This window comes from Tamlana sp. s12 (genome assembly GCF_016767215.1).
GTDB lineage: Bacteria > Bacteroidota > Bacteroidia > Flavobacteriales > Flavobacteriaceae > Pseudotamlana > Pseudotamlana agarivorans.
The window spans coordinates 1,626,727-1,644,563 of record NZ_CP068547.1 but is presented as its reverse complement, the minus strand read 5'-3'; the positions used below and the strand labels follow the sequence as shown (position 1 = coordinate 1,644,563).

15 protein-coding genes and 1 pseudogene are annotated in these 17,837 nt (G+C 33.3%); 11 read left to right on the top strand and 5 right to left on the bottom strand.

Annotation, left to right across the window (positions count from 1 at the left end; genetic code table 11):
• Positions 1–51: 51 nt before the first annotated feature.
• Together JJL45_RS07125 and JJL45_RS07120 are read right to left on the bottom strand one after the other, a co-directional pair.
• A complete protein-coding gene (locus JJL45_RS07125) occupies positions 52–1,203 on the bottom strand; it encodes a FecR family protein (protein ID WP_068603101.1) in 1,152 nt (383 codons plus the stop codon).
• Between the two features lie 170 nt (positions 1,204–1,373).
• Positions 1,374–1,937 (bottom strand): RNA polymerase sigma-70 factor, encoded by a 564-nt coding sequence (locus tag JJL45_RS07120; RefSeq protein ID WP_068603102.1) that lies wholly within the window; start codon positions 1,935–1,937, stop codon positions 1,374–1,376.
• Between the two features lie 690 nt (positions 1,938–2,627).
• Between JJL45_RS07120 and JJL45_RS07115 the strand changes: the two genes are divergently transcribed.
• Positions 2,628–4,874, top strand: coding sequence for a T9SS type A sorting domain-containing protein (locus JJL45_RS07115; RefSeq protein WP_068603103.1), 2,247 nt, complete (start codon positions 2,628–2,630; stop codon positions 4,872–4,874).
• A 312-nt stretch (positions 4,875–5,186) separates the two neighbouring features.
• Here JJL45_RS07115 and JJL45_RS07110 read toward each other — a convergent pair.
• Positions 5,187–5,561 (bottom strand): annotated as a pseudogene (locus tag JJL45_RS07110) (ATP-binding protein); the annotation flags it as partial.
• A gap of 68 nt (positions 5,562–5,629) precedes the next feature.
• Between JJL45_RS07110 and JJL45_RS07105 the strand changes: the two are divergent.
• The 4 genes from JJL45_RS07105 (at position 5,630) to JJL45_RS16310 (ending at position 6,775) form a co-directional block, all read left to right on the top strand.
• The gene (locus JJL45_RS07105; protein WP_068603105.1) at positions 5,630–5,896 is read left to right on the top strand and encodes a transposase; all 267 of its coding nucleotides are present in this window, start codon (positions 5,630–5,632) and stop codon (positions 5,894–5,896) included.
• Positions 5,897–5,991: 95 nt separating this feature from the next.
• Positions 5,992–6,267, top strand: a complete 276-nt coding sequence (locus JJL45_RS16315) for an IS3 family transposase (RefSeq protein WP_082935917.1) — start codon at positions 5,992–5,994, stop codon at positions 6,265–6,267.
• A complete protein-coding gene (locus JJL45_RS07100) occupies positions 6,227–6,526 on the top strand; it encodes a DDE-type integrase/transposase/recombinase (RefSeq protein ID WP_262895037.1) in 300 nt (99 codons plus the stop codon). The genes JJL45_RS16315 and JJL45_RS07100 overlap by 41 nt, the downstream gene beginning before the upstream one ends.
• A 9-nt stretch (positions 6,527–6,535) precedes the next feature.
• Entirely contained in the window at positions 6,536–6,775 is a 240-nt protein-coding gene (locus JJL45_RS16310) for an integrase core domain-containing protein (RefSeq protein WP_082935928.1), read from the top strand.
• 11 nt (positions 6,776–6,786) lie between these two features.
• On the opposite strand, the gene istA is transcribed toward JJL45_RS16310, so the two are convergent.
• Positions 6,787–8,250: an IS21 family transposase gene (gene istA, locus JJL45_RS07090; RefSeq protein WP_068603106.1), complete on the bottom strand. Its 1,464-nt coding sequence runs from the start codon at positions 8,248–8,250 to the stop codon at positions 6,787–6,789.
• A gap of 198 nt (positions 8,251–8,448) precedes the next feature.
• Positions 8,449–8,763, bottom strand: coding sequence for a helix-turn-helix transcriptional regulator (locus tag JJL45_RS07085; RefSeq protein ID WP_068603107.1), 315 nt, complete (start codon positions 8,761–8,763; stop codon positions 8,449–8,451).
• Positions 8,764–10,286: 1,523 nt separating this feature from the next.
• On the opposite strand from JJL45_RS07085, the gene JJL45_RS07080 reads away from it, so the two are divergent.
• The 6 genes from JJL45_RS07080 (at position 10,287) to JJL45_RS07055 (ending at position 17,835) form a co-directional block, all read left to right on the top strand.
• A complete protein-coding gene (locus JJL45_RS07080; protein WP_068603108.1) occupies positions 10,287–10,748 on the top strand; it encodes a UpxY family transcription antiterminator in 462 nt (153 codons plus the stop codon).
• Between the two features lie 254 nt (positions 10,749–11,002).
• Positions 11,003–11,653: a hypothetical protein gene (locus JJL45_RS07075; RefSeq protein WP_068603109.1), complete on the top strand. Its 651-nt coding sequence runs from the start codon at positions 11,003–11,005 to the stop codon at positions 11,651–11,653.
• Between the two features lie 610 nt (positions 11,654–12,263).
• The gene (gene gmd, locus JJL45_RS07070) at positions 12,264–13,382 is read left to right on the top strand and encodes a GDP-mannose 4,6-dehydratase (protein WP_068603154.1); all 1,119 of its coding nucleotides are present in this window, start codon (positions 12,264–12,266) and stop codon (positions 13,380–13,382) included.
• Positions 13,383–13,554: 172 nt separating this feature from the next.
• Positions 13,555–14,535: a GDP-L-fucose synthase family protein gene (locus JJL45_RS07065; protein WP_068603110.1), complete on the top strand. Its 981-nt coding sequence runs from the start codon at positions 13,555–13,557 to the stop codon at positions 14,533–14,535.
• Between the two features lie 172 nt (positions 14,536–14,707).
• Complete coding sequence (locus JJL45_RS07060) at positions 14,708–16,165, top strand: UDP-glucose 6-dehydrogenase (protein ID WP_082935919.1); 1,458 nt, start codon at positions 14,708–14,710, stop codon at positions 16,163–16,165.
• Positions 16,166–16,809: 644 nt separating this feature from the next.
• Positions 16,810–17,835: an NAD-dependent epimerase/dehydratase family protein gene (locus JJL45_RS07055; protein ID WP_068603111.1), complete on the top strand. Its 1,026-nt coding sequence runs from the start codon at positions 16,810–16,812 to the stop codon at positions 17,833–17,835.
• Positions 17,836–17,837: the final 2 nt, after the last annotated feature.

Genomic DNA, 17,837 nt, shown 5'->3' with positions numbered 1-17,837 from the left:
ATGCAGAATAAGGGGTATCGCTGGCGGTGAGATGTTTAGTTTTACCCCTTTTTATTCTATTATAATTTTTTCATTTTCAATTACGTAGTTCATATCGTTGGTTTGTTTTATAATTTTCATTATGCTTTCTATAGGTAATTGCTTACTTAAAGTTCCTGTAAAACCGATACTTTTAATTTCTTCATTTTCTATTATTATATCCACGTCATACCATCTTGAAAGAACCTTCATAATTTCTTCTAAAGATTTATTTGTAAAACTAAATTCCCCTAGGCGCCAAGCAACCACTTCTTCTACGTCTACTACAGAAATTGTGAAGTCATTTTTCGCTTGAGATAATTTGGATTGCTCTCCGGGCTGTAAAACATTTTTATGTAAATCATTTGTTACCGAGATACTACCTTCCACCAATGTGGTAATAATATCATGTTCATTTCGGTAAGCTTTTACATTAAATACCGTTCCTAAAACCTGTATACTTTGTTCATTGGTTTTCAAATAAAATGCATCACCATTATGTTCAGTACTTTTTGAAACTTCAAAATATGCTTCTCCGTATACTAACTCAATTTCTCTCGGATTTCCTTTAATAAAACTTACGGGGTATTTTAATTTAGAGTCAGAGTTTAACCACACTTTAGTACCATCTGATAATTCTATAAAAAATTGTCCACCCCTAGGAATTGTTAGATAATTATATACTAACTCTTCACTCATCTCTTTAGATTTACTATAAACCAAAGACCTACCATTACTTTTTAATGTGGCAGACTGGTAATTTGTCTCTTTATTCAAAATAACATCGCTTCCATTCTCTAAAGTTAAAATTGCCTTATCTGACCCAACCTGAATTGAAGAATTAGACACCTTAATATCTGTGTTCTTATTCTGTTGAAATTTATAAATAGATCCAAATGTTACAAATGCTATCAAGCAGGCCGCAACTGCATATTTAAAAATACTCTTCTTATAAAATGGAATAACCTTAACCGTTTTCGTTTCTTGAATTGATTCTAGAATGTGCAGAAGCATTTTATTTTTAATCTTACTTTCGGAACCTAAGTCTTCAACCCAATCATGTGTCTCTTGAAAACTTTCATAATAGTTTACAAGCTTTTTAAGTTCATCAACCGTAATTTTTCCGTCGAGATATTTTTCAATTAAAAATTGAAAATCTTGATTTATATTTTGATTGTCTTTCATATAATCTATAGATATATTAAGTAGGTGTCTAAAAAGATGCTTATCCCCTAAAAAAAAAACATTATTTCTTTTTTTAATTATAGTACTGTTATAATAGAATGAAAGACATCATCTAAACAAATCAATTAAACAGCACCTAAGTACAATGTACTTAGGTTATAAATAAGAAATTAGTTGTTTAAAAACAGGGCAACGAATAAAACTGGCCCTAAAGAAACCCTAAGTACGCGAAGTGCATTTGTAATATGATTTTCTACAGTTTTAACTGTAATCCCTAATTGTTCTGAAATTTCTTTATGGCTTAATTGTTCGTTTCTACTAAGTTTGTAGACCCGTTTGCATTTTTCTGGCAAACTTTCAACAACAAATTCGATATACTGTTGTAGTTCTTTGTGCATCATTTTTGTTTCTGGAGTTGTATATTGAAATCGCTTGTCTAATTTTTCAAATAACTCAACTCGCATTATTTTATTTGAGCGGAATTCGGCATAAACTTTATATCTTACACAAGCGTAAAGATAACTTTGAAGAGAAACTTTAATTTCAAGATCTTTGCGTTTATTCCACAGATCAATAAAAACATCTTGAATAATTTCTTCGCAAACTTCCTTATCTTTTAATAAATTATATGATGATATATAGAGTACTTTCCAGTAATTATTATACAATATTGTTAACGCCTTCTTATCGTTACTCTTTAATCCTTGTATGACATCTTTATCTGAACTATACATAATTTACCTTAACACTAAAAATAATATTTAAATGATTTTAGTTATACAAAATTTAAATTTCAACCAATATATATTAAAATAATTAAATGTTAAGCCCTTATTCTATAAGAAAAAATTACAAGTTATTCTTTTTTTAAATCTATAAAATCAAGTCTTTATTTTAATAATTCGAATAAAAAACAGGTGTAGTTTTATGTATTATTTATTCTAATTGAAACAAGTAATGAATAAATAGTGCTATATAAACTAGATAAACCATAAAGAAAGTAAGTTGCCAATAAAATGGCAATTATTTTAGCTAAAAAATACTACAATTTAGTAATCGGTTGGGGTGTTGGTGGCACATTCAAAGTTAAAAATTGCAAGCCCTAGCTTCAAATTGGGTGATGAAAGCTAATGAGATAGAAAAAAGGGAGCTAGATAAAAATTCAAAGACCATCTACAAACAATAAAAACAAAAATTATAATCAACCAAAATGAAATAAGAAGACATAAAATATGTGCCATTTCACTCATTAACATGAATGTTTTATTGTTGTATACATATTATTGAATCTAGTCTAATTGAGGGGCTTAAGCAGCAATTCTTGTTAATCTAAATAGAGGAATATTTGATTCTTTTGGGGGGTACCCTCCAATTTCGACACCTAGTTTGTATACACTAACTTTTTTAATCAAATTCTTTTTTTTATGAAAACAAAATTAACTTTATTCTTGTTTGTATTAGTTTACATACAAACAAATGCACAATGTACAGGTAACGTAAACATACCAGATGCCAACTTTAAAGCAGCATTGCTAGCCGATACTACAATAAACACAACTGATGATGGCGAAATTTCTTGTACTGAAGCGGCTGCTTTTACAGGTGATATAAACGTTTCTAACAAGTCTATTGCAGACTTAACAGGTATAGAAGCATTTACCAACTTAACAAAACTATATTGTTTTAATAATAGTTTAACTAGTTTAGATGTTTCTAAAAATACAGCATTAACCTATTTAAATACTTTTAATAATAGTTTAACGAGTTTAGATGTTTCACAAAATACATTATTAGATTATTTGTCTTTTTCTAATAATAATGTATCGGCTTTAGATGTTACTCAAAATACATTATTAGAAACTTTATCGTTTTCTTCGAATAGCATAACTACTATAGATGTTTCTAAAAATACTGCATTAAAGAGTTTTACTTGTCACACAAATCAATTAACAACTTTAGATGTTTCTAATAACACAGCATTAGAAACGTTATCTTGTGCTAATACGGGATTAACTACTTTAGATGTTTCAAGTAATACAGCATTAACAAAATTAGATGTTGGAGAAAATAGTTTAACAACTATAGATGTTTCTGTACAGTCAGCTTTAAAATATTTCTATTGTGAAAATAATAGTTTAACGAGTTTAGATGTTTCTAATAACCCAGCATTATTTTACTTCTATTCTACTAATAATCAATTAACAAGTTTAGATGTTTCTAATAATACAGCTTTATCAAATTTAAAATGTGATTCGAATAATTTAACAGATTTAGATGTTTCTAATAATACAGCTTTATCAAATTTAAACTGTTCTTCTAATAGTTTAACTAGTCTAAATATTGCTAATGGAACTAGTGTAGCTAATGGATTATCTCTTGATGCAACAAGTAATCCTGATTTAACGTGTATCCAAATAGATGCAGGGGTAACATACTTTGGTGAGTGGACTAAAGATGCAACTGCAAGTTACAATACCAATTGTGATTGTATCGTAAACATACCAGATGCCATCTTTAAAGCCGAATTGCTAGCCAATACTGCAATAAACACAACTGATGATGGTGAGATTTCTTGTGATGAAGCGACTGCTTTTACAGGTGATATTAACGTTTCTAACAAGTCTATTACAGACCTAACAGGTATTGAAGCATTTACCAGCTTAACAAAACTATATTGTTTTAATAATAGTTTAACGAGTTTAGATGTTTCTCAAAACACAGCATTAACATATTTAAATGCTTTTAATAATAGTTTAACGAGTTTAGATGTTTCTAATAATACAGCATTAACATATTTGTCTTTTTCGAATAATAATGTAACGAGTTTAGATATTTCTCAAAATCCATTAATAGAAACTTTATCATTTTCTTCTAATAGTATCGCTAGTTTAGATCTTTCTAATAATACAGCAATAAAGAGTTTAACTTGTCACACAAATCAAATAACAACTTTAGATGTTTCTAATAACACAGCATTAGAAACGTTATCTTGTAGCAATATGAATTTAACTAGTTTAGATCTGTCTCAAAATACAGCATTAAAAAAATTAACTTGTAATTCTATTGGTATAACGAGTTTAGATGTTTCTAATAAACCAGCATTATATTATATATCTTGTTATTCAAATGGATTAACGAGTTTAGATGTTTCTCAAAACCCTGCATTAACGACTTTAAATTGTAATACAAATCAAATAACTAGTATAGATATTTCTCAAAACCCATTAGTATACTCTTTAAACTGTTCTTCAAATAGTTTAACAAGTTTAAATATTGCTAATGGAAATAATGAAAACTTAGGTCTTAATGCAACAAATAACCCTGACTTAACTTGTATTCAAATAGATGAAGGTCATACTTACTTTGGTGACTGGGATAAAGATGAAACTGCAGATTATAGTACTATCGATTGTAATACGCTAAGTATTGCAGATGAAAATTTCCACAGTACTATTAAGGTATATCCTAATCCAATAATAAATACGTTATTCATTAATTTAGAAGGAAAGCAAGAGTTTAAAAAAGCTCAAATATTTAATATTTCAGGAAAAGTATTACTAACAACGAGTAATACTACAATAGATATGTCCTCATTTTCTGCAGGAATTTATTTGCTGAAAATTGAAAATACAGAAAACAAGGTAGCTGTAAGAAAAGTTATTAAAAAATAAAATTTACCAAAAAGTACTCATGTATCACCTAAACAACATTAGTGGTATGCATGAGTACTTCTCTCATTTAGTAATGGGTAGACAAACATATTATTTTAAAAAAAATGGTCGTTGTCTACCTATAACTAAAAATCATTGATTTAACAATGTACCAAAACTAAAATGATAACCTTAAGAAAATAAACAATAGGATTAGAAATCGGACACCTATGCAACTTCTGTTAAATGAATTAAAATTATTTAATCGCATCAAACCCTGGATGGGGCGGACAAAGTGAGCCACGTGCGGCGGATGAAACTGAGCATAGTAAACTAAGTGCTCAAAATCGATTCCTTTGTGGTTAAATTTAGTATTAATTTTTTACGCATAGATTCACCTTTAATATCGAGTCGGTGTGCTGTATGTACCAAGCGATCCAAAATAGCATCCGCAATAGTTTGTTCTCCTATCATTTTATACCAGGTTTCTACTGGTAATTACAAAGCAATTATGGTACTGTGTTTTCCATGACGGTCTTCAATAATTTCCATTAAAGCGTGGCGATTAATATTGTCCATCGCTTTAAGTCCAAAATCATCTAAGATGAGTAAATCTTGTTTTTCCAGTTTACTAATTTGCTTTAAATACGAACCATCAGCCTTCGCTGTTTTTAATAATGTAAAAAGTTTATAGGTGTTGTCATACGCTGTAGGCTTCCCTAAAAATAGGACAGCATAAAATTCGAATTTATTAACTTTAAATTCAAACTGTCACAATGAGAAACAGCAAATTTAGCGAGAGTCAAATTATCAAGGCTCTCAAGGAGAATCAACAAGGTAGATCCGTAGGTGATCTATCAAGAGAATTGGGTATTGACAAGAGTACGTTTTATTACTGGCGTAAGAAATACGGCGGTATGGAACAACAAGAGCTTAAACGTCTGAAAGAGCTTGAAATAGAAAATAACAAGCTCAAACAAATGTATGCGGATGTTAGTTTAGACAATAAAATGCTAAAAGATATATTGTCAAAAAAGTTCTAAAGCCTTCCGACAAGCGAGTTCGTGTCAAATACCTTGTTAAAGCGTTTAGCATACCTATTTTACGTGCCTGTAAGGTTGTAGGGTTAAGTAGGTCAATGTGGTACTATCAGAGCAAGAAAAATGACAGTGAAGTGATTGATAAGCTCACAGAACTTGCCGAATCTTATCCCACTAGAGGTTTTGATGAATACTATCACAAAATCCGTCGTGAAGGCTTAAAATGGAACAGAAAACGTGTATTACGAGTGTATCGCGAGATGAAACTTAGTTTTAAGACGCAAGCACAAAAAGCGTTTAGTCAAACGTGTAAAACAACCTTTAGAAGTCCCTATTGCACTCAACGAGTACTGGAGTATGGATTTTATGAGTGATGTTTTGACTGATGGTAGAAAACTTAGAGTATTTAATGTTATAGACGACTGTAATCGGGAAGCCTTAGCTATTCAAGCAGGACTATCATATCCAGCAAGGGCTGTTGTAGAAACCCTTGAATGTTTAAAAGAAGAAATAGGAACGCCTAAGTATATAAGGTGTGATAATGGGCCAGAATTTATATCTAAAACCTTTATGAATTGGTGTAAAAATAAATTTATAGAAATCAAATATACTCAACCAGGAAAACCAATGTAAAATGGATATATAGAACGCTTTAATCGTTTCTTTAGAGAAGATATACTAGATGCCTATTACTTCAATGACATACATCAGTTACAAAAGATAAGCGATAATTGGAGAGAAGATTATAATTTTAACCATCCGCATAAATCACTAGGAAAAAAATCTCCTAAAGAATATATGCCCAGATTTGATGAAGAATTTAAATTCTTCATCAAATCTGACCTAAATAATAATTATTTATCGAACTTTAAGGTGTCCTAAAAAGGGGAAGTCTACACATTTTTAAGGATGCGATCTATAATGTTATAATTATAAGAACCGTAATCCAAAGCGCGTTTACAAGCCTTATCCAGACGTTGTTTTCCTACCTTTTTAACTAAATGCAATATGCCTAAACAGGATTTATATGATTGCTCTGGGTGTTGTTTTTTGTCTAGAATTTTAATGATTAGAGTCTGGCAATGTATCCCCATTTGGCTTGCCCAACTGATAAACTTCTCGCTGCTCCATTCGCTAATAAATTGATGATGGGACAGCATATGTTCTTTTATAGTTGTATAAGCGTATTTCTTACGCTGCCTGGCATGAAGAGTTAATAATTCGTTTTGATGGTAAATCTCAATAGTACTCTCAGAGAATATAACTTTTACACGTTTGCCAATATGCTGGTAAGGTACACTGTAATAATGCTTGTCTTTACTGAAGTATATATGGCTGTTTTTATGAACCGTAGCTCTGGATTGTCGTTTAATCTCGTAACGCTTCTCTGGTAAGGGTTTTAAGGCTTGTTTTTCAATTTCGTTAAACAAGGTGAGTCTAGAGTATTCTCTACCACTAAAAGACATATTATTATGCTTTTTAAGCTGCTCTTGTATGGCTTTATTAATGCTTGTACTGCTATGAAAAGTCTCATTACGAAGCGGAGCGAATATACGTGTGTAGATAATCCGAACCGTGTTTTCAACAATAGCTTTATCGCGTGGTTTGTAAGCTCTTGTTGGTAATACAGCGGTTTCGTAATAAGCAGCAAAATCTACTAAATCCGCATTAACCTTGGGTTCGTAACGACTACTCTTACTCACGGCAGCCCTTAAGTTATCTGGCACTAAAGCCTGTGGTACACCTCCGTAAAACCAAAGAGCATTTTCTATACAGGCCATAAAATCTTCTTTCTTCTGGCTCTGGCAAGCTTCTATATAAGTGTATTGACTACTACATAAAACACAAACAAAGACTTCTAAATCTTGTATTTCTCCAGTGTCTTTATCCACTATAGAGAGCTTCTTTCCTGTAAAATCTATAAATAATTTATCGCCTGCTTTGTGGGTAAAATGCATGACAGGAGACACTTCTTTTGTCCATTCACGGTACCAATATCTAAACTGTGATAGCTTATAGCCATCGGGATGTTTTGCGTGATATTCCGCCCATAAAAGTTCTTTGGTGACGCCTGTTTTTCGAAGTTCTCTATCAAAATAAGGGAAGTACTTTTCTAAAATAACAAGTTGCTCAGGTTTTGGTTTATGATCGGATTTAAAAAGCCTATCCAGCTCTTCTAAAGTCATAGCTGAGACTTCATAGCTAGTTAATTGATACCGCTTAAAGAAAGCAATATATTTAGCAATAGTGTTACGTGAAATCCCCAACTGAAGGCTTATTTTACGAACACTAACACCTGCTGCATAGAGTTTAAAGATTAGTTTTATTTTTCGCATATCTATCTGTTTATTGGCCATGATCTTTTTGTTTAAAAAGATCGGAATTGCCGTACAAATAGAATCGATTTTTTAGTGGCTCACTTTCGCCCGCTGTAGGTGGCTCAGTTTCATCCGCCGAGCTATGCTCACTTTAATCCGCTGTGGGTGGCTCAATATGACCGTTTTTTGCACCTAACTCCAACCAATCGGCATAAACATATATTGTCCGTTTCATTTTTAGCTTCTTTTTGGAGCGCGTTCTTTAGTTGTTAAACCAATATCTTGCAGTTTTCGACCTAAAACATCATCTTTTGCTATGTGCAAAACGTCCTTTTCCAAACCAAGTACATTTAAAACTTTAATGTAAATACCAATGCTAACAGAGCTTTTCCCTTTTTCGATAGAATATAGCGTTTTTCTACTAGTACCTGCCCGTTCGGCAACTTGATCTGTACTTAGTTTTCGTCTTAGACGTGCTAATTTTATTTGCTCGCCCATTTCTTCCAACAAACGCTCTAACTTTGGTAATAATATTGAATTAACTTTAGACATAACGTGTAATATATTACACAAATATAGTTGTTTTGAGTAATATAATACACGTTATAAAATAAATTTACAAATTTAGACTAATTAAAACGCACCAAAATCTTTACTCATAAAAAGTGAATTGTGTAACCGTGTAATTGTTTAACTGTTTACTTGTTATATCGGATAATCGTGGAGCCTGGGTTTTATCCTCTGTTATTATCTAATCCACTGAACTATCAACCAATTTCTCCTTCTAATATTTAACTTCTAATATCTAATATTAAACCTCTTCCTTTCATTGTTACATTTTCAAATTTTCAAATTACCTCATTAATAAATTGTGTAACCGTTTAACTGTTGATTTGTTTAATCGGGTAATCGCTGTACCTCGTTTTTACTCTATGCTTTTATCCAAACTGCTGCAACCAGCAACCAATTTCCCCTTATAATATTTAACCTCTACCTTCCATTGTTCCTTTTTCAAATTACCACATTAATAAATTGTGTAACTGTTGATTTGTTTAATCGGATAATCGCGGAGACTCGTTTTTATCCTCTACTATTATCCAATCCTCTATAACTATCAACTAATTTCTCCTTCTAATATTTAATATTTAACTTTTAATATCTAACACTAAACTTTCACCTTTCATTGTTAAATCGGGTAATCGTTACGCTTCATTTGTAACAAAAACATTACTCCAATACAGCAGTCAAAAACCAACAACCAGCAACCAACCTCCCCTTCAAATATTTAACTTTTAATATCTAATATTAAACCTCTTCCTTTCATTTCTACATTTTCAAATTTTCAAATTACCTCATTAATAAATTGTTTAACCGTTTAACTGTTGATTTGTTTAATCGGGTAATCGCTGTACCTCGTTGCCACTCCGTGCTTTTATCCAAACTGCTGCAACTAACAACCAACTTCCCCTTCTAATATCTAATATTTAACTTTTAACTTCCATTGTTTCATTTTCAAATTTTCAAATTACCACATTAATAAATTGATAAAACAACTAGATAAAAACTAAACAACATCACTTTATACGAAAAGCACAAGTGTTGAGTTATTATATAGTCAAACTAAAGAACTACCAGATGCTAACGTTATCAAATCGTTAAACTATACAGCTGTTAAATTAGGTTTATGACAATTAGTTGCTTTGACATCTAATTTCAATACCACATAGCATAACTATTGAAACTTCATTTTTACATTTTAGTCACGGTTAACCTTGAAAATTGATAATATATCGAGTATTTTTTTAGGCATCTCACAAAAGTCATAAATTCGCAGTCATCTTTAACATCTAGTTAATCTGATGTTAATAAAATTACATAACTTTGCTGTAAGAAATATTACATTATGAATTTGATATAAAATAAAATTTTTAATCCATTAATCCCTTAAACGTGAAAAAAATTAAACTTATTAGTATCATTTCTCTCTCCCTACTAATTATTAGCTCATCATTATCTGTATTATATGTTATCATGTGCTGCTAAAAACACAATTAACATTTAATTAAAGTACAATAATGAATTGGAAAGTCTTGTATGTTAAACCAAGAACTGAAAAGAAAGTTGCTACGGCGCTTTCTAGTCTTGGCATAACGGCCTACTGCCCTTCGGTAACTGAAATTCGTCAGTGGTCCGATAGGAAGAAAAAAGTAGAAGTGCCGTTGCTAAAATCCTATGTCCTTATTCAAATAAAAGAAAGCGAACACGACTTGGTTTTTCAAGTTCCAGGAGTGGTACGCTATCTTTTTTGGTTGGGTAAACCTGCTATGGTTAAGGATAGCGACATACAAGTAATGAAGGATTGGCTTAGCCATAAAAACACCCAAGCCCAAGTTGAAAGCATTCAACCTGGTGACCGGATAAAAATTAAAACAGGGCTTTTTGAAGGCAAAAAAGCACTTGTTCATGAAGTTAGCAACAATAGAATCCAATTATTACTTTTGGATTTAGATATGAAAATTACTTTTAATAGGAATTAAGCCTATTTTAAAGTATTTTTCGCCTTGAATACCAACCTTTGCTGTGACTCAGGAGGCGGAGCGGTGGAGTGAAGTGAAAGAATCACTAGAGAACAAAACATCAAAACACGAACCTACAAGACTGAAAATCTTTTATTTACAATAACCTACATTCATTTTTAACGCATTTGCCCACCTACTGTTTTAAAATGCGCTAATTATGATTTTTTTTATACCCCAAATTAAAAGTTTACCCTTAACCTACTAAACCATTTATGAAATTATTAAAACTAGCCCTGCTCCTACCTTTCTTATGCTGCAACTTCGCGAAAGCACAATCGTGCTGTGTCGTTAAAAGTGAAAATCCACAATTTGAAAACAACTGGAGTTTTGGAATCGGACTAAATATCGTTGACGATTCTGGAAATGCTATTAATCACTTATTCGACATCAAAGAAAACAGACGTTATAATTGGGCTTTCGAAAACCCAATCACTTTAAGCGTAGAATATTACTGGCACAGTAACATTAGTTTTTTTTCAACCACATCCTTTAATCAATTTAAATCAGGAAAATCTATCGATGGGACCGTGGTAGGCCCTGAAAACCAGCCTAATTTTTTCGCTGTAGATATCGGAAGCAAATATTCCTTTAGAAAATTTATTAAATCGAAAGTATTCGACTTTTACGCTGGCGCTAGTTTAGGTTATACCACTATTGGTGATTATACCAATGACGTTACAGGATTACCTGTAGATCCTAAAAACCGTTTTACCATTAACCCAACAGCGGGACTAAATATTTGGATGACTAAAAACATAGCCCTTAACATGTCTGGATCTGCAAAATTCACCTACACTCCAGACACGAGTCATTATTTGCAGTATAACCTTGGGCTAGTTTATTTACTATCCAAAAGAGATTAATTATAATTTATTCTCGTTAACACATTAACGAGAACCATATAAAAAGAGCAATGTCACATTGAGCTTGTCACACTGATTTTGTCGAAGTGATGTTGAAAACAATATTTCCATTTCGGTAATCCATAAGGGGACAGAAATGAGGTGAAAATTTAAACTTTAGATAAAAAAATATAATATGTGAGATGCTGAAACACCGTGCCTATCGGCAGGCAGGAGTTCAGCATGACGAAGCATTGCACTTCAGTTAAAACCGGCCTAGCAAGCGGTATCGTAAAATTTGAAGTGAAGACTCCGTAAAATTTTAGGCTGTTTGAGCTACATCTCATAATCAATTTTGTAGAAAACATTCAAGCGAGTTCCTAAAATTTAGGAGGCGAACGAAAAATTTAGATACAAGCTTGTCAGCCTAGACTTTTTTGTTACTTTTTTTGGCAATGAAAAAAAGTAAAACATTAATAAAAAAACATAATATTATAATGAGATGCTGAAACACCGTGCCTATCGGCAGGCAGGAGTTCAGCATGACACACTAGTTCAGCATGACGAAGCATTGCAATTCAGTTCAAACCGGCCTAGCAAGCCCTATCGTAAAAAAGAAATATTAAAAAAAATGAGTCAAAAAGTTGCATTTATCACCGGAGTAACAGGCCAAGACGGGGCCTATTTAAGTGAATTTTTATTAAAAAAAGGTTATATCGTACATGGCTTAAAACGCCGCTCATCTTTATTTAATACGGATAGAATTGATCATTTATATCAAGATCCCCATATTGAAAATCGCAACTTCATTTTGCATTATGGTGATATGACCGATAGTACGAACCTTATTCGCTTGATTCAGGAGATTCAACCTGATGAAATTTATAATTTAGCAGCGATGAGTCACGTACATGTGTCTTTTGAAATGCCAGAATATACGGCAAATGCCGATGGCATTGGTACTTTAAGACTGTTAGACGCTATTCGTTTGTTAGGCTTAGAAAAGAAAACACGTATTTATCAAGCTTCGACTTCCGAATTATACGGAAAAGTTCAAGAAGTACCGCAATCGGAAACCACGCCTTTCTATCCGCGTTCGCCTTATGCTGTTGCCAAAATGTATGCCTTCTGGATTACGGTGAACTATCGTGAAGCCTATGGTATATATGCTTGTAACGGTATTTTATTTAACCATGAGTCTCCTATTCGAGGAGAAACTTTTGTAACTCGTAAAATTACACGCGCGACGTCAAGAATCGCCCTAGGGATGCAGGATAAATTTTACTTAGGAAACTTAGACGCTAAACGCGACTGGGGACACGCCAAAGATTATGTACGTATGATGTGGATGATCCTTCAGGCCGATGAAGCTGAAGACTGGGTGATTGCCACAGGAAAAACCACAACCGTTAGAGACTTTGTACGATTAAGTTTTGCCGAAGTGGGTATCGAGTTAGAATTTAAAGGTGAAGGTGTTGATGAAAAAGCCTATGTAAAATCATGTAACAACACCGAATACCAATTAGAAATCGGTAAAGAGGTTTTAGCGGTAGACCCAAGATATTTTAGACCGACTGAAGTAGAACTTTTAATTGGTGATGCCTCTAAAGCAAATAAAAAACTAGGATGGGAATGCCAATATGAACTTTCAGACCTTGTAAAAGACATGATGCAAAGCGATTTACACCTTATGAAAAAAGACCAGTATTTAGCTGATGCTGATTATAAGACGTTGAATTATTATGAATAGTTTGAATCAGTTTAAAGTTAAAAGTTGAGATTACGAATTGTATGTTTGGTTGATTAATAAAACAAGCTTAATTAAACAGTTAAACAAATAAACGTATAAACAATCAACCTAGCGTCATGCTGAACTTGTTTCAGCATCTCACGACAACGATAACCACAAACAACCTTCCCCTATGACCAAAACATCCAAAATATACATTGCCGGCCATCGCGGTATGGTAGGCTCAGCGATATGGTGCGCCTTAGAAGCCGAAGGATATACCAACCTAATCGGTAAGACCAGTAAAGAACTCGATTTACGCAACCAACATTCGGTAAATGACTTTATAAGCACTGAAAAACCTGATGTTATCATCGATGCTGCAGCCAAAGTAGGTGGCATTTTAGCGAATAGTCAATACCAGTTTGAGTTCTTACTGGAAAACATGCAAATTCAAAACAATTTAATTGATGCTGCCCATAAGCAGGACGTTTCGAAATTTATTTTCTTAGGAAGCTCTTGTATTTACCCAAAACTTGCGCCACAACCGTTAAAAGAAGATTATTTACTCACAGGCCCCTTAGAACCTACAAACGACGGTTATGCCATTGCTAAAATTTCTGGAGTTCGTTTGTGTAAAGCCATAAGAGATCAATATGGTAAAGATTTTGTAAGCCTTATGCCAACCAATCTTTATGGGCCATATGATAATTTCGACTTAAAATCATCGCATGCTTTACCAGCTATGATTCGAAAATTCCACGAAGCGAAAAACGTCAATGGCCAAGAACCGTCAAAGGTCAACAGTCAACAGTCAACGGTCACTTTATGGGGCAGCGGCACCCCTATGCGCGAGTTTTTACATGTTAACGACTTAGCAAAAGCCGTAATATATGCCGTAGAAAACAAATTACCAGAACATTTATATAATGTAGGCACAGGCACCGATGTCACTATAAAAACCCTTGCCGAAACTATTCAAAAAATAGTTGGCCACCAAGGCCAAATCATTTGGGATACAAATAAACCAGATGGTACACCAAGAAAACTCATGGATGTTTCTAAAATGAACAACCTCGGTTGGAAAGCAGCAATTAATTTAGAAGATGGCATTCGAGATACTTATGAGTGGTTTTTGGAGAATGAAGATTCATTTAAAGAGGTGAAGATGTAGGCAATATGTTATAAGCTGTATGCCGTACGCTATATGCTAAATCACGTTTGTCACACTGAGCAATGTCACACTGAGCTTGTCGAAGTGCAGTCGAAGTGTTAACAGTCTTCGGTCCTCCGTCTTCTGTCACCCATCAATAGTCAATAGTCAATAGTCAATAGTCAAAAATATTATGTCCGTAGAAACCATAAAAACAACATCACCAACTAACAACCAACAACCAACAACCACTAACCACAAAACAATAAAATCAATCTGCTGTATTGGCGCAGGCTACGTTGGTGGACCCACCATGGCGGTAATCGCACAAAAGAATCCAGATATTAAGGTAACGGTTGTTGATTTAAACGAGCAACGTATTGCCGATTGGAATGATGCCGATTTATCGAAACTCCCAATTTTCGAACCAGGTTTAGATCAAGTGGTTGAGGAAGCTAGAGGAAGAAACTTATTTTTCTCTACTGACGTTAATCAAGCCATTGATGAGGCTGATATGATTTTTATCTCGGTGAATACACCTACTAAAACCTATGGTTCGGGCAAAGGTATGGCTGCCGACTTAAAATATGTGGAGCTTTGTGCCAGACAGATTGCTGAGGTCGCTACAACAGATAAAATCGTTGTTGAAAAATCTACCCTTCCAGTAAAAACAGCACAGGCCATTAAAAGTATTTTGGATAATACAGGTAATGGCGTCAAATTCCAGATTTTATCAAACCCAGAATTTTTAGCTGAAGGTACAGCCATGACGGATCTTGCGAACCCAGACCGTGTGCTAATTGGTGGTGATCAAACACCAGAAGGTAAAGCAGCCATTCAATCCTTAGTGGATGTGTATGGTGCTTGGGTGCCTCAAGCACAAATTATTACTACCAATCTCTGGTCTTCAGAGTTATCAAAACTCGTGGCCAATGCCTTTTTAGCACAACGTGTGTCTTCTATAAATGCCATTTCAGAACTTTGTGAGGCTACCGAAGCTAATGTGGAAGAAGTAGCCAGAGCTATTGGTATGGATTCTCGAATCGGACCGAAATTTCTAAAAGCTTCCGTAGGGTTTGGCGGGTCTTGTTTTCAAAAAGATATCCTAAACTTAGTTTATATCTCGAAATCTTTAGGTTTAAATGAAGTGGCCGATTACTGGGAGCAAGTTATCATCATGAACAACCACCAACGTGATCGCTTCGCCAACAATATCGTATCCTCTTTATACAATACCGTTTCGGGAAAGAAAATCGCCTTCTTAGGCTGGGCCTTTAAAAAAGATACGAACGATACACGCGAGTCTGCTGCCATTTACGTAGCCGATCGCCTTATGGATGAACAAGCTCAAATTTGGGTGTACGACCCTAAAGTTTCTGCTAGACAGATGCAAGCAGATCTAAATTACCTGAACACTCGAACGGAAACAGAAAATGCCAACTACTTACAAACCGAAACCGATCCTTACAAAGCCTTAGAAGGAGCACATGCGATTGCCGTACTAACCGAATGGGATGAGTTTAAATCATACGATTGGCAAAAAATTTACGATAACATGAGTAAGCCTGCCTTTGTTTTTGATGGCCGTAACGTGTTAGACCAAGAAGCTTTAGAGGCAATCGGATTTCAAGTGCAATCTATTGGTAGGTAATATACCTAATAGGTTCCTCTAGAAATGTAAAAAAACCATAGACTACCAATAAATTAAATGAAGAGTTTACATTAAATATCTCCTTTGTGGCAAATAACAAACATACGCTTAGTGATATATAGATACCGAAGTAAAGGTTTTAAATTTCAGAAATAGACGCGTTTAAGTAAATACCCCGTAATAGGTGTCTTGTTAGAGCAAATGGTCGATAAATCTAAAAATCACCAATACCTTTAAAATAGGATAAATTCACCATAGTAGGTAGCCAACAAACCTAACCTGTCTTCTAAAAAATAAGACTTTATTGATGCCATGAAAGAAAAACAGGGAGCCATAGATACCATTTCTAAAGACAGTAGTTTAAAACTACACATAATTGCTGAAGGTCTTACCGATTGCTATCCGCGCTTTGCTACTACCATGAAATAGGATACTGTAGCAGGGAATGCCATTTGTTTCGCTGCAGGATTTGAAGTGATTGATCAAGAAACTGGTACAATATGCTTTACAGTCATGAAGCATTGTTGAATAATTGTTTTTTAACCCATCCAAATTCAAATATTGAGATACTTCATAAATATAAACCATTAAAGAAAAGGTATGATATATAAAGTTTAAAATCATACGAATAAAAATAACCAAACATGCAACAAACAATTTTAGTAACAGGAGCTGCAGGCTTTATTGGCTTCCATCTATGCAAATCCTTATTAAAGAAAGGCTATAATATCGTAGGCTTAGATAATATCAATGATTATTATGATATAAACCTTAAATTTTCCAGATTAAAGGAGTTAGGCTTTGATCAAAAAGACACGACATGTTTTAATAAAATAACTGAAAGTGAAATTTATGGATCTCGAATGAGTTTTATTAGAATGAATTTAGAAGACAGAACTGAACTACCAAAGTTGTTTTCTAAGTTCACTTTTAATAGTGTTTGTAATTTAGCTGCCCAAGCTGGTGTTAGATTTTCATTAGAAAATCCAGAAGCATATATTGATAGTAATGTTGTTGGTTTTTTAAACCTTTTAGAAGCTTGTAGACATAATGGCAAACCAAAACTAGTTTATGCCAGTAGTTCTAGTGTTTATGGAAATAACGATAGTATTCCCTTTAAAGAATCAGATGATGTAAGTCGTCCAATTAGTTTATACGCAGCTACTAAAAAATCTAATGAATTAATGGCCTATACTTATAGCCATTTATATAGCATAGAGACTATAGGTTTAAGGTTTTTTACAGTTTATGGCCCCTGGGGAAGACCAGATATGGCTATGTTTTTATTTACAGATGCTATAGAAAAAGATCAACCAATTAAGGTTTTTAATGAGGGTAACTTGTCCCGTGATTTTACGTATATAGACGACATTATTAATGGTGTAACTACTTTACTTATAAACAAAAACAAAAAAGAAGAACTGTATCGATTATACAATATTGGAAATAACAAACCTGTAAAATTATTAGATTTTATTTTAGCCATAGAAAATAAACTAGAGAAGACTGCTCGAAAAGAAATGTTACCAATGCAACCCGGTGATGTTGAACAAACTTGGGCAGATGTAAATTTACTCCAAAAAGAGTATAATTATAATAGTTCCACTAGTATAATACAAGGTGTATCCAATTATGTAGATTGGTTTTTAAATTACTATAAGACTAAGTAATA